Raw genomic sequence first — 13,981 nt, forward strand, 5'->3', positions numbered from 1 at the left:
TGAATACCTAATCGGCGGGAATTTACCATGACCGGATTAGTGACGGGAGAAGAGATGGTTCCGTTCTATTCGCGGCCATCTCGCGCAGCTACTGCGCAATTGCTGGAAGCTAGTGACTGGTAGCTGACGACTGACCTCAACGCCGCCAAAACGCCGGGGTGAGGAGTACCAACAGGGTGAAGATCTCCAAGCGGCCGAGCAACATGGCGAAGCACAGGATCCACTTGGCCGGATCGTGCAGGTCGGCATAGCTGGCGCCGACGCGGGCGAGCCCCGGCCCCAGGTTGTTGATGCAGGCCGCCACGGCGGAGAAGGCGGTCACCAGATCGATACCCGTCGCCGCCAGGGCCAGGTACATGACGGTGAAGCTGGCCACATAGAGGGAGAAGAAGCCCCAGACCGCGTCCACCACCCGGTTGTTGACGGTCTTGGATCCCATCCGCACCGGCAGCTGGGCACTGGGGTGGATCAGGCGTGCGATCTCGCGCAATCCCTGTTTGATGAGCAGCAGAAACCGGATCACCTTGATGCCGCCGCCGGTAGAGCCGGCGCAGCCTCCGACAAAGCTGGCAAACAGCAGCAGGATCTGGAGAAAGGGTGGCCAGATGTAGAACTCGGCCGTGGTGAACCCGGTGGTGGAGCCGATCGAGACCACCTGGAACAGCCCCTGGGTGAAGGCCTCCGACCACAGGTCGTAGGTACCCGTGTAGTAGAGCGCCAAGGTAACGACGACGGCAGAGGCACTCATGAGGAAAATGTAGAAACGGAACTCGCTGTCGTGCAGGTAGGCAGTCGGCAGCCGGCGGTTCCAGGCTATGAAGTGGAGGGCGAAATTGACGCCCGAGAGTAGCATGAAGACCACTGCGACCATCTCGATCGCCGTATTGTCGAAGAAGCCGATACTCGCGTCGTGGGTAGAGAAGCCGCCGATGGCGACGGTAGAGAAGGCGTGGCCGACGGCGTCGAACAGGGGCATGCCGGCGATACAGTAGGCTCCAACACAGGCGATGGTCAGCCCCAGGTAGATGTACCAGAGGGCCTTGGCGGTCTCGGTGATGCGGGGTGTGAGCTTGGAGTCCTTGATGGGCCCCGGGGTCTCGGCCCGATAGAGCTGCATGCCACCGATGCCGAGCATGGGCAGCACGGCGACGGCCAGCACGATGATGCCCATCCCGCCCAGCCATTGGAGCTGCTGGCGGTAATAGAGGATGGAGCGGGGCAGCTCGTCGATGCCGATGATGACCGTTGCCCCGGTGGTGGTGAGTCCGGATATGGACTCGAAGATGGCGTCGGTAATGGACAGGTGGGGGCTATCCGCCAGCATAAAGGGCAGCGAGCCGCTGACTCCGAGCACGGTCCAGAACAGGACCACCACCAGGAAGCCGTCGCGCAGGCGCAGGTCGTCCTTACGCCGGATAACCGGCACCAAGATGAGCAGACCGGTGCTCAGAATGAGCCCGAAGGCACTGAGAAAGGGCAGCACCGCACCATCCCGGTACCACAGGGAGACCAGCACCGGTGGTAGCATGCTGAGGCTGAACAGGGTCAGCAGCAGCCCCAGGACCTTGCGCACCGCGGATGATTTCATACCCCTTCACAAAAAGGTCGGGCTCACCTGGAACAGCTGCTCGACTTCCGGTACTCGCCGTTTATCCTGCAAAAACAAGATCACGTGGTCCTCGGGCGCGATGACGGTATCGTGGTGGGCAATGATTACCTCATCGCCGCGCACGATGGCACCGATGTTGGTCCCCTTGGGCAGCTCGATGTCCTCGATAGCGTTGCCGATGACCTTGCTGGAACCTGCATCGCCGTGGGCGACGGCCTCGATGGCCTCGGCCGCGCCGCGTCTGAGGGAGTGCACCTCCACCACGTCTACCCGCCGCACATGCTTCAGTAGGCTGCCGATGGTGGCCTGCTGGGGTGAGATGGCCACGTCGATGGGACTGCTCTGGACCAGGTCCACATAGGCGCTGCGGTTGATGAGCGCCATCACCTTACGGGCCCCCAGCCGTTTCGCCAGCATGGCCGAGAGGATGTTGGCCTCGTCGTCATCGGTCACGGCACAGAACACGTCCGTGTTCTCCACGTTCTCCTCGATGAGCAGCTCTTCGTCCGCCGCATCCCCCTGGAGCACGATGGTCCGTTCCAGCCCCTCGGCGATGCGTTTGCAGCGGTCCCGGATGCACTCGATGACCTTGACTCGGTAGTTGCGCTCCAAGGCGGTGGCCAGTCGGGTGCCGATGTTACCACCCCCGGCGAAAATGAGCCGCCGGTAGGGTTTTTCCAGCCGGCGCAGCTCGCCCATCACGGCCCGGATGTGCCGCGGTGCCGCGATGAAGAAGACCTCGTCGTTGGCCTCGATGACCGTGTTCCCTTCCGGCTGAATCGCTCGGTCCTGACGGTAGATGGCGGCCACCCGGGCATCCACGTTGGGCATGTGGTCGTAGAGGGCGCGCAGCTTATTGCCCACTAAAGGACCCCCGTGGTACGCCTTCACTGCCACCAGACGCACCCGGCCATTAGCGAAGTCCTGCACCTGGAGGGCCCCGGGATTTTCGATCAGGCGCGTGATGTGCTCGGTAACCAGCCGCTCGGGGCTGATGTGCACATCGATCGGCAGGGCCTCAAGGGAGAAGAGCTCGGGATGGTCCAGGAAGTCCTGGGAGCGTACCCGGGCGATCTTGGTGGGCGTCTTGAAGAGCGTGTAGGCGACCTGGCAGGCCACCATGTTCGTCTCATCGCTGTTGGTGACGGCGATGATCATATCCGCATCCCCGGCGCCGGCCCGCACCAGCACATCCGGATGGGCCCCGTGACCCTCTACCGTGCGCAGGTCAAAGCGGTCCTGCAGCTCCCGCAACAACTCCGGCTTCAGGTCGATTACCGTGATGTCGTTGGCCTCGCTGACCAGGTTGGCCGCTACTGAAGAACCCACCTGGCCGGCGCCGAGGATGATAATTTTCATTTTGAACGTCCGGCTGTCAGCTACCAGTCACTAACCCGCATATCTCACCGGAGCGGCTGGCGGCACTTCAGTTCTCAATTTATTTCAATATGCGGGCTAGTCAGCCGTAGTATAGGATAGGCTGCCTGCCCGGTGGTAGAGGATCCGATCGGGATGCGGTTCGTTGCCTGCCTGTCTGCGTGCAGGGATGCGTGGGCAGACACGCAGAAGGCGTTCACTGCATCCTACGGATCCTGTTCACCGAACCGCAATTTAAGTCACGCGGAAAAGGGCCGCAATCGGACCGTGAACGATGAATATCAACAGCCCCTAAACTGCGGGGGCAGGTCGCTGGATCTGTCCCGTCCCTGTGTGATGGGCGTTTTGAATGTCACCCCCGATTCCTTTTCGGACGGGGGTGATTTTTTCGGCGTCGACCGTGCGCTGCGTCGCGCGGAGCGCATGGTGGAAGAGGGCGCCGATATCCTCGATATCGGCGGCGAGTCTACGCAGCCGGGGGCCGCCCCGGTCTCGGGGCCCGAGGAGATCGAGCGGGTGGTGCCGGTGATCGAGGCCCTCGGTCCCCGCGTTTCCGTACCCATCTCCATCGATACCAGCAAGCCGGAGGTCATGCGCGCCGCGGTGAATGCCGGGGCCGGGATGATAAACGATGTGCGCGCCTTGCGCGGACCGGGTGCCCTGGAGGTCGCAGTCGAGGCCGGCGTGCCGGTGTGCCTGATGCACATGCAGGGAGAGCCGAGGACCATGCAGGCGGCGCCGGTCTATCGCGATGTGGTGTCCGAGGTTCGAGATTTCCTGCGCCGGCGGATCCAGGTCTGCGTCGGTGCCGGTATGGACCCCGAGCGTGTGTTGGTAGATCCCGGCTTTGGTTTCGGAAAGACACTGGCGCATAATCTGGCGTTACTGGCGGGACTTGGCGAGCTATGCTCGCTCGGGCCTCCGGTCCTGGTAGGCCTGTCGCGCAAGTCCATGATCGGTACCCTCACCGGCAGGTCGGTCACTGAGCGTCTGGCGGGGAGCCTGGCGGCCGCGGTGCTTGCGGTCGAGCGGGGTGTCCGCCTGGTGCGGGTGCACGATGTAACCGCCACGGTGGATGCCCTGCGGGTGGTCCGGGCGGTACGCGATTTCGGGTCACCCGCACCCCAGTCCGAGTTTTCCATATAATCGGGATCGAAGCTTGGACGTTATGGCATGAAAAACCATCCGTTGGAATTCAATGGAGGACAAAATGGAGCTAGAAAAAATCAGAAACGAGATTGACGGGCTGGAATTGTCGGAGAAGCTGTTTCTGGTAGAAGATATTTGGGACTCCATTGCTGCCGGCAATTCGGAAATCCCAATACCGGAGTGGTAAAAATAAGAACTGGATAAAAGATACAAAGAGTACAAGGAAGGGAGGCTCGGACTTCATGATTGGAAATCGGTGCACAGGGATTTGCGCGATAAATACAAATGAAATTAGCTTATACGGATAGAGCAAAGGATGATATGGAATTCGCCTTTGTATGGTATGAAAGGCAGAGACAGAGGCTGGGCTTTGAATTTCCGGATTGCGTCGAGATTGCTGTAAAGTCAATCATCGAGAACCCGGAAATGTATAGGATTCATTATTTGGTAGTGGTAAACCTATAAGTGAAGAAGTAGAGCGATTCATCTTTTTGGTCCCCTCTCCCCAACCCCTCTCCCGGCGGGAGAGGGGACAGAGTAGCCAGTACCGCTGGTCATGTTATCACTTATACATTAGCCATTACCCATTATTTGAATTTCAGAGGTTGTGTGATAAGGCGGTTCCCATTCTCTGTATTTTACACTATTGAAGATAGTGAAATAGTCGTGCATTCGGTTTTTGACAACAGGCAAGACCCTAAGAAAAGGCCATAACAATTGCATGTACTCGGACGGTAGAAAGCATCGCTCTTTCGTCACCCTGCTTTTTCGCTTTCGGTGATGCGGAGCGTTGGACTGAATAATCGGGATCGCTATCGGAATCGAAACGTACAATGGGACTTGGACACAAAAGACTTGACGTTCTCTTCCGCACCACGGGGTTATCGATGAACCAATGGATCCATGCCCTCTCCTCTGTCAGCACTTTACAGCGTTACCTCGCGTTCTCTGACAGGGGAACCTTCATATCTTAGAACACTTATCAGAGCATTTAGCTTGAAAAGAAGGCATGGCGTCAGTTTTGTCGGGCGCACTCTTTTTTCCCATAATTAAAATTTCAGCGCGTCTTTAGAAAGCGGTTTCAACTGGTTGCTTAATTACACTCTCTTGGAACCGCAGGTTCCTTTTGAAAGTGCTGATAGTCGAGATTACATCGTTTAGATAGCCAATCTTGGGTGCCACCCCAAGTCCAACCATGTTTCTTAAAGGCCCTGTGAACAGCATCGCCTTCTTTTATCATGCCTTTATGACTAGTAGTTCTATCAGCATATTTTTTACCCCTTCGCGGTAAAACTTTGTCCTTTTTTACATAAGGATTATATACAGGATTTATATCTATCGCTGTACCATAACTATGTAGAGAGAAAGTACCAGGCTGATCTGTTATTGGCCTACAATTAAATGCTGATGTGTTGTTCGCATCCATTGAATCATCATCACTACCTTTGTATTTTTCAATAAGCTCCATTCTCTCGATAGGGAATTTGTTTTCATACATTATCTTGAAAGCATCAACTACTTCATCAGCAATATCAGCTTTAACAATCAACTCACCGGTGTGATGTTTCGAGTCATATCCCCAGTAAGACAATTCAATGTATGCAAGCTTATCTATTGGTACTGGGCAGCTTTCTTGCCATGAATATTTTTTTATCTGGGCCACTATATTTTGAGGTATTTCATTAACTTCTGATTTAAATTTCCTTGGCGCCCCTCCCTCTGTCGCTATAGGCTTAACCTTATCGATGGATTGATCTACCTGAGTGGGGAGATCACCCTCTTCACAATCGCCTATACAATCTTCGGCATTCCCTTGTGTAAGTGGCAGCAGCAAAAAGAATACAATCATTATAGTACGCATTGAAGACCGGCCCATAACAATTCCTCCCGCAGTGAAATATTGAACATTGTTCAATACAATTTTATTAAAAGTCTTAATCTAAAGTCAACTTATTGTGTAGTGTAGGCAGTGGGCACCTCGTCATTGCCGCCAGCCTATCACCGCCCTGGCGGTTTCTCGCCCGCTCTCGCGTGGTCGAAGCTTAGGCCCTGGGAGTGGCTACGAATTTCGCTCACCACAAAGCGGGAACGGCCGCGAATTCCACCAGGACAGCAATCCCCGGCTGAGATATGCGGGTTAGGCGATTTCCATTCTCTGTATGCTATATGGTTGAATATGGTGAAATAATCGTGCATGTGGTTGTTGACAACCGGCACGACCCTGAAAAAAGACCACGACAACAGATGTGATAAACAGGTGAAAAGGTGACGCGCAAATATTTCGGTACCGACGGCATTCGGGGGCGGGTGGGCGAGGGGAATATCACACCGGACTTCGCGCTCAAGCTAGGTTGGGCCGCGGGGCGTGTACTCGGCGAAGGGCGGGGCGGCAAGGTGCTGATCGGTAAGGATACCCGCATCTCGGGCTACATGTTCGAATCCGCCCTAGAGGCTGGTTTGGTCGCCGCCGGCATGGACATCCGATTGCTCGGCCCGATGCCCACCCCCGCCATCGCCTACCTGACGCGTACCCTACGGGGGGTTGCCGGCATCGTGATCAGCGCCTCTCATAATCCCTACCAGGACAATGGTCTCAAGTTCTTCTCGGCGGATGGCGATAAGCTTTCGGACGCGGTCGAGTCGGCGATCGAGCGTGAGTTCGACCGACCGCTGCATACGGTCGGTCCCGCCGAGTTGGGTAAGGTCAAGCGGGTGGACGATGCCCGTGGCCGCTACATCGAGTTCTGCAAGGGCACCATCCCGGCGGCCATGAGCTTCCGGAATCTGAAATTGGTGGTGGACTGCGCCAATGGGGCGACCTATCACGTGGCACCGGACGTGTTCGAGGAACTTGGGGCGCGGGTTATAACCATCGGGGACGAGCCCGACGGGTTCAACATCAATCGGAAGGTCGGCTCCACCAGCCCCGAGGCGCTCATGGAGGCCGTCGTGCAGGAGGGTGCGGATCTCGGGGTAGCCTTCGACGGGGATGGAGACCGGGTGCTGATGGTGGACAGGGATGGCAATCTGATCGATGGTGACCAACTGATCTACATCATCGCGAAATCGCGTCTGGAGCAGCAATACCTCAAGGGCGAGGTCGTGGGTACCTTGATGAGCAACCTGGGGCTGGAACACGCCCTGCGGCGACTTGACGTAGGCTTCGTGCGTACCCAGGTGGGCGACCGCTACATTATGGAGCGTTTGAAGCAGGATGATGGGATCCTGGGAGGTGAACCCTCAGGGCACATCATCTGCCGGGATCGCACCTCCACCGGCGACGGCATCGTGGTGGCGCTCCAGGTACTCGCAGCGATGGAAGATGCGGACAGGGATCTGGGGGATCTTGCAGGTGAAATGCAGAAGTATCCCCAAAGGCTGATCAATATCCGGTTGGATGAGCAGAGAGACATCGTCGGCTTACCCGAGATACGGGATGCCGTTGGATCGGCGGAGCGGGAGCTCGGTGAATGCGGGCGCGTGCTGCTGCGTCCATCCGGTACCGAGCCCCTGATCCGGGTCATGGTGGAGGGTATAGACGAGGCCCAGGTGGATTCCATCGCCAACCGCCTGACGGATGTGGTACGGGCCCGGATAGCCGGCTGAGCAATCCTGAATTATTTGGCGCGGTTTGGTGAACCGGGCTTTCTTTATCCACAGATTAAGAACGAAATAATCTGTGGAAATCCGCGTAATCTGCGGATTAAATAGGTTTCTTGTCGGACCGGACTTAGCTCAAGCAAAAACAGCCGCGATTTCAGCTTGGATCGCTTCGGCCCTGGCGCGTGGATCCTCGGCGTCACGGATTGGTCGCCCGACGACGATAAAATCGGCACCCCTTTGGAAGGCCTGGGTGGGGGTAACGACACGCTTTTGGTCGTCTACCGGGCGGTTCTGCACCGGACGGATGCCGGGGACGACGATCATGAGCTGATCGCCCACATCTTTTCGGAGGGACGAAATCTCCAGACCGGATGAAACTACGCCATCACAGCCGATTTCCAACGCACGTTGCGCGCGCGAGCGTACCAGCGCCTCTACATCACACTGGAAGCCAAGGTCTTCCAGGTCACCCTGATCCAGGCTGGTCAGCACTGTGACGGCGAGAATCTTCAGCCCGTTCTTCTCGCCGACGGCGGCCCGCAACATCGAGTCATTGCCGTGCACGGTCGTAAAGTCCACGCCGCGGTCCTTGAGTTGACGCACCGCACGGGCTACCGTTTCCGGTACGTCGAAGAACTTCAGGTCGCAGAAGATGCGCTTACCGTGGTCACGTAACTGCTCTACCAGATCGAAGTAGCTGCCGGACATGAAGAGTTCCAGGCCGAGCTTGTAGAAGTTGACCGAATCGCCGAGCGATTCCACCGTCTCCAGAGCGGTATCCCTGTCAGGCACATCCAGCGCCAGGATCAAACGGTCTCTGACCGGAATGTCTTTCCGCGAACCTTGGTTGCTCATAAATGCCCACTTTTACGGGAATCCCTGCCAGTATGGCCTTGGGGATATTGGAGGCGAGGCTAGGTGCGTTACGACGCCCAAAGACTACGCCCAAAGACTCGCTGATCTACGATGGTGCCGGCGTCTTAACGCAACCTACCCTTAGAGTTGCCCGCCGTGCTGCTGGCCCGCGCGGACCTCGCCTTGTGTGTAGGGTACGTTAGCCGCGCGAGAAAACGTCTCGGAGGCACGGGGTCGAACACAACGTAATGCAACACGACGCCTTCTCGGGCAACACCAAATAAGCCAGGATCGGACAAGCAGGGCGGCGGGAGAGAGGCCACCCCCCGATGGCGCACGCAGTCTGTCACGCTGGACCGATCAGCGCCGACCATAACCAGTATATCCCATGGTACTCTAGGCTGCAGAGCCACCAATAGACACGAATCGACACGAGCTGTCATCCCGAACCGAGGAGAGAGCGCTTGATGGAAAAGTCTGAAAACACCGTTTGGGTCTGCGACCTTGACGGGACCCTGGCGGATATTTCGCACCGGGTGCATGCCTGGCTGGGCAAGAGGCGTGGAAGGAATTTTTCTCTCCAGTCCATTCGGACGAGCCGATAAGGGAAACGGTTTTTGTCTGCTGGTTTAAGAAGGGACGAGGGATGAAGTGGACGAAGCCTGGCAGCGGTTCGGGGATCGGTGATCAGGCCCCACAGGAGGGTGTCGCAAAAGGCACCGATCTTCGCCCTTTGCCCCCCTCTCCCCAACCCCTCTCCCGGCGGGAGAGGGGCTTTTGCGACACCCTCACAGGGGGAGGGCTGAGTTAATGTCTCTGGGACCCGTGATGTTGGATCTGGGGGGCGTCGAGCTCGACGCGGAGGAACGCGAGATTCTCCGCCACCCAGCGGTGGGCGGGGTCATCCTGTTTACCCGCAACTTCGAGCATCCGGAGCAGGTCGCTGCGCTGACTACCGCCATCCACGACTTGCGCGATCCTCACCTGTTGGTGGCCCTGGACCAGGAAGGCGGCAGGGTACAACGCTTTCGGGAAGGATTTACGCGTTTGCCGCCCGCCCGCCATTTCGGTGAACTGAGTCGTGAGCATCCGGTGAGCGCACGGCGTGCCGCGCATTCCGTGGGTTGGCTGATGGCCGCCGAACTGCGCTCCGTAGGTGTGGACTTCAGCTTTGCGCCGGTTCTGGATCTGGACCGAGGGGTGAGCCAGGTGATCGGAGACCGTGCCTTTGCCGCCGGCGCCGATCGGGTGACGGAGCTTGCCCTGGCGTGGCGCGAAGGTATGCACGAGGCCGGCATGGCCGCGGTAGGCAAGCACTTTCCCGGACACGGCGGCGTGGCCGCGGATTCCCACACCGAGCTGCCGGTTGATGACCGACCCTTCGACGACCTCGAGACAGAGGACCTGACCCCCTTCGAGCGCCTGATCCGGCGTGGTCTGGAGGCGGTCATGCCGGCGCATGTGGTCTATCCCCAGGTGGATCGAAACCCCGCGGGTTTCTCGGCGTTCTGGTTGCGCCGGGTCCTGCGCGAGAAGCTCGGCTTTCAGGGCGTTATCTTCAGCGATGACCTGGATATGGCCGCGGCCGCAACCGGCGGTGGTTACGCGGAGCGTGCCCGGTCGGCCCTGGATGCGGGTTGCGACGTCCTTCTGGTATGCAACAATCGTCCCGCCGCACTGGACATAATCGAGTCCCTGCGTGGACACGACGACCCCACCGCGCATCTGCGCTGTCTGCGCATGCACGGTCGCGGCGGCCTCGAACGCGCGCGTTTGCACCTGGAACCGCGTTGGCAGCAGGCCCTGCGCGTCATTGGGGAGCTCGAGGCCTTGGACGCCCCGAGCCTGGATCTTTGAATATCGGCGATTGAGAGGGATAAGCACGATGCGGCTGTCGCGGGAGCGGTACACCGCCGTCATGGGCCGGGCGGAGCTGCTCGTATCCGGCGCGGAGATGGAGCGGATTCTGGACCGGCTGGCGGGGGCGATCACCAAGGTCTTGGCGGAACGGGACCCTGTGGTGCTGTGCGTCATGAACGGCGCAGTCATCGCCGTCGGTCGTCTGCTGCCGCGGCTGGGGTTTCCCCTCACCCTCGACTATGTCCACGCCACCCGCTACCGTGGGACCACCAGCGGCGGAGACCTCCAATGGCTGCATCGGCCCGCGGCCTCCGTGCGTGGTCGGTATGTGCTGGTGGTGGACGATATCCTCGACGCGGGCGTTACCCTGGATGCCGTCGTCAAGGCCTGCCGGGAAGACGGGGCGGCCAATGTGCATACCGCGGTCTTGGTGGAAAAAACGCGCGAGCACACCAACAATTTCAAAGCGGATTTCGTCGGCATACAGCTCCCGGATCGTTACCTGTTCGGCTATGGCCTGGATTATATGGGCTACTTCCGCAATGCCGACGGTATCTATGCGGTGGCCGATGAGGACGTTTGATAACCCTTCAGCAGGCCCTTTAGATCCCAATAAATCCTAAGGTAATGTGGCCGCCGCACTCCAAGTCTGCCGGAGATGTTTGACATGAGCCGACTGGCTGTCATCGGCGGCTCCGGTTTCGCTGCCATGCCGGGACTCCAGGTCCTCGATCACCAACAGCCCGATACCCCCTATGGTCCGGCTTCGGCACCGGTCACACGGGGCCTTTTAGGCGGTGCCGAGCTCTTCTTCCTGCCCCGGCATGGGACGGGGCACAGCATGCCACCGCACCGGATCCATTATCGTGCCAACCTCTGGGCACTCAAGGCCTGCGGTGCCGAGCGGGTCGTCGGATTAGCGGCGGTTGGCGGTATCGGCGGTGCCTTCGGTCCCCGGGTCCTCGCCGTCCCGGACCAGATTATCGACTATACCTACGGGCGGGCCCATAGCTTCTCCGACGGGGATCAGGGCGAAGTTCTGCACATCGATTTCACCCGGCCCTATTGTGAGGATCTGCGCCAAGCCCTGCTCAGAGCGGCGAGGGACTCTGATCTGGCAGTGGAGGACGGCGGTACCTACGGCGCGACCCAGGGCCCGCGCCTCGAGACGGCGGCCGAAATCATGCGCTTGGAGCGAGACGGTTGCGACCTCGTGGGTATGACCGGAATGCCCGAAGCGGCCCTAGCCAGGGAGCTCGGACTCTGCTACGCCTGTTTTGCCTTTGTGGTCAACTGGGCGGCCGGTAAGGCGAGCGGAGAGATACGCATGGAGGAGATTGAGACCAATGTCGCAGCTTGCAGCGCCCGTATCGAGCGTATTCTTACGGCCTTGACCGGTGCGGACTAGGATCCTTGAGGGACCTGCATCTTTACCAATGAGTCAAGTTTGTGCGCTGCACAAAAACATTTCTGCCTCTTGCTTGGGCGGGAATCGCAAATCCTTTGAACCACGGATGGACACGGATCAACACGGATCACATCCGTGTTTATCCGTGTCCATCCGTGGTTCTTCGGTGCGGTTCGTTACCCAACCTGACCTGGATTAGCCAGCGAAGTTGGGAGAGCCGGAGCCCTTCTTCCCCTGGGGGAGGAGGGGGTCACGCCTCGTCGGTCTGAGGCGAAGCCTCGCTAGTTGTATATTTTGCATAGCCTGTAGGGTGGGCTGTGCCCACCATCTAAGCACGCGAGTGGTGGGCACAGCCCACCCTACAGGTAGTGGACCTGTTTAACGAGATCAGGCGGGAAATCCGAGCGGTCTCCTCTCGATTCCGCAGTAGAACAGTCATAATCAGACAGACTCCCAGGTGCGTTGATGGAGATAGTCATGAATTTGAAAAAGAAGCAATAGTTGTGGTATAGAAGGTGTTTCGACGTACTTAAACACGGCGACTTGTCGTCTACTACCTGTTAGGCGATAAACAGTAACGAAGAAGACAAATTTAGTCTTAATAATACAGATAACTCAACAAAATCAAGTGAGGAAAAAATGAATGTAGCATGGCAAAACCATATAGAAAGCTCGTATAGTGTCATTCGTGGAAAACCAAGAATTAAAGGGACAAGAATACCTGTTAGCCTTATACTAGGATACCTGGCAAATGGATATGCCACAGACAAAATCATTGATGAATTTCCAGATATAGATAAAGATAAAATTGCCGCTTGTCTTGATTATGCTCGTGAATTAGCAGAGTTTGAAGTGGCCGCGTGATGAGTTTAAGGTTCTTTGTTGACCAATGTGTTCCTAACTCAGTGGTTAAACCTTTATTTGAAGCCGGCTATGAAGTTTTTATTCTTAAAGAACATATCTCACCTACTTCCGGGGATCCTATTGTTATTGGAAAAGCTCAGGAACTGGATGCAATACTAATTTCTCTAAATGGTGATTTTTCTGATATAGTCACTTACCCGCCATCAAATTATAATGGCATAATTGCGATCCAAATTAAAAATCACCCAGAAATTATACCAAAACTGATGAAAAGATTAATGAATTATCTATCAATTCACCAAAGCATGGATCAGTACAAAGGGCTTCTATTATTAGTAGAAGTGCATAGAATAAGGATACGCAGATGGAAATCCTAGTTCTTCAGCATCACGTTGGGGTTCATTCCTCACCCCAACCTACAAAAATGGGGACAGGCCCTGAAGTATCCCCACAAATCAGCCTCTGGCTCCCACGCTCCAGCGTGGGAGCAAATCCAGACGCTCCAGCGTCATGAAACCTTGGCCGCTGGAGCGGCCACAACGGCATTCCCACGCTGGAGCGTGGAAACGAGCCAGATTGAGACCAATATCGCAGCTTGCAGCGTCCGCATCGAGCGTATCCTTACAGCCTTGGCCGGTGCGGACTAGTACTCAATTTCTGTATATTTTGCGTATAACCTGTAGGGTGGGCTGTGCCCACCACTCTCGCGCCTAGCTGGTGGGCACAGCCCACTACAGGTCAGAGAACGTAAAATAAGGCGGAACCACGTATTGGGGGGCGTTCTCGATCGATAAATGGTAGTGCCTAATGTGTAGTGATGGGTTCACTACTGAGCCTTTTCCCTCTTTGATGGGATAACTACACGGTCACTACATATTGAGCACTACCGATAGAGATATTCATGAATTTGAAAAGGAAGCAATAGCTGTGGTATGTAAGGTGTTTCGATGTACTTAAAACGGCAACTCGCCGTCTATTACCTGTTATGCGACAGATTACTTACAAGACAGAGAAACGAAAAGCATCTCATATATTTGGTACTATAAATGAATCAAAAACCTCAAATTTATTTTGGTGCTACAGACCGCCAAATGGAGTTTTTTCTAGATAATAAGGAATTTTCACGCTTATTCGTACACGGAGTGTTATTTCATGGTGACTTAGTCATACCCGATATCTTTTTATACATTAGTAACTTACTACGTAATTTTGCAAACAACCCGCAAGGCCAAAGATTCATTAAGTCTTGCATTCGA

Annotated in this window: 12 protein-coding genes; 8 read left to right on the forward strand and 4 right to left on the reverse strand. The window is 56.6% G+C overall.

Annotation, left to right across the window (positions count from 1 at the left end):
* Positions 1-136: 136 nt before the first annotated feature.
* Both E1958_RS03410 and trkA read right to left on the reverse strand, forming a co-directional pair.
* On the reverse strand, positions 137-1,588 hold the full coding sequence (locus E1958_RS03410; RefSeq protein ID WP_133510617.1) for a TrkH family potassium uptake protein: 1,452 nt from the start codon (positions 1,586-1,588) through the stop codon (positions 137-139).
* Positions 1,589-1,594: 6 nt separating this feature from the next.
* Positions 1,595-2,968, reverse strand: coding sequence for a Trk system potassium transporter TrkA (gene trkA / locus E1958_RS03415; RefSeq protein ID WP_133510618.1), 1,374 nt, complete (start codon positions 2,966-2,968; stop codon positions 1,595-1,597).
* 354 nt (positions 2,969-3,322) lie between these two features.
* On the opposite strand from trkA, the gene folP reads away from it, so the two are divergent.
* Entirely contained in the window at positions 3,323-4,132 is an 810-nt protein-coding gene (gene folP, locus E1958_RS03420; RefSeq protein WP_133510645.1) for a dihydropteroate synthase, read from the forward strand.
* Between the two features lie 64 nt (positions 4,133-4,196).
* Positions 4,197-4,322: an addiction module protein gene (locus E1958_RS20760; RefSeq protein ID WP_207787579.1), complete on the forward strand. Its 126-nt coding sequence runs from the start codon at positions 4,197-4,199 to the stop codon at positions 4,320-4,322.
* A 906-nt stretch (positions 4,323-5,228) separates the two neighbouring features.
* Here E1958_RS20760 and E1958_RS03430 read toward each other — a convergent pair.
* The gene (locus tag E1958_RS03430; protein WP_165741564.1) at positions 5,229-5,984 is read right to left on the reverse strand and encodes a M15 family metallopeptidase; all 756 of its coding nucleotides are present in this window, start codon (positions 5,982-5,984) and stop codon (positions 5,229-5,231) included.
* 416 nt (positions 5,985-6,400) lie between these two features.
* On the opposite strand from E1958_RS03430, the gene glmM reads away from it, so the two are divergent.
* A complete protein-coding gene (glmM, locus tag E1958_RS03435; RefSeq protein ID WP_133510620.1) occupies positions 6,401-7,741 on the forward strand; it encodes a phosphoglucosamine mutase in 1,341 nt (446 codons plus the stop codon).
* A gap of 129 nt (positions 7,742-7,870) precedes the next feature.
* On the opposite strand, the gene pyrF is transcribed toward glmM, so the two are convergent.
* Positions 7,871-8,593, reverse strand: a complete 723-nt coding sequence (gene pyrF, locus E1958_RS03440; RefSeq protein WP_133510621.1) for an orotidine-5'-phosphate decarboxylase — start codon at positions 8,591-8,593, stop codon at positions 7,871-7,873.
* A gap of 810 nt (positions 8,594-9,403) precedes the next feature.
* On the opposite strand from pyrF, the gene nagZ reads away from it, so the two are divergent.
* The 5 genes from nagZ to E1958_RS03465 all read left to right on the forward strand — a co-directional run bounded on the left by nagZ (position 9,404) and on the right by E1958_RS03465 (position 13,102).
* The gene (gene nagZ, locus E1958_RS03445; RefSeq protein WP_133510622.1) at positions 9,404-10,450 is read left to right on the forward strand and encodes a beta-N-acetylhexosaminidase; all 1,047 of its coding nucleotides are present in this window, start codon (positions 9,404-9,406) and stop codon (positions 10,448-10,450) included.
* Between the two features lie 28 nt (positions 10,451-10,478).
* On the forward strand, positions 10,479-11,036 hold the full coding sequence (locus E1958_RS03450; RefSeq protein WP_133510623.1) for a hypoxanthine-guanine phosphoribosyltransferase: 558 nt from the start codon (positions 10,479-10,481) through the stop codon (positions 11,034-11,036).
* A gap of 84 nt (positions 11,037-11,120) precedes the next feature.
* Positions 11,121-11,861 (forward strand): S-methyl-5'-thioinosine phosphorylase, encoded by a 741-nt coding sequence (locus E1958_RS03455; RefSeq protein ID WP_133510624.1) that lies wholly within the window; start codon positions 11,121-11,123, stop codon positions 11,859-11,861.
* A gap of 639 nt (positions 11,862-12,500) precedes the next feature.
* A complete protein-coding gene (locus tag E1958_RS03460; protein WP_133510625.1) occupies positions 12,501-12,725 on the forward strand; it encodes a DUF433 domain-containing protein in 225 nt (74 codons plus the stop codon).
* Entirely contained in the window at positions 12,725-13,102 is a 378-nt protein-coding gene (locus tag E1958_RS03465; protein WP_133510626.1) for a DUF5615 family PIN-like protein, read from the forward strand. The genes E1958_RS03460 and E1958_RS03465 overlap by 1 nt, the downstream gene beginning before the upstream one ends.
* Positions 13,103-13,981: the final 879 nt, after the last annotated feature.

This window comes from Candidatus Thiosymbion oneisti, assembly GCF_004359955.1.
Classification (GTDB): Bacteria; Pseudomonadota; Gammaproteobacteria; order Chromatiales; family Chromatiaceae; genus Thiosymbion; species Thiosymbion oneisti.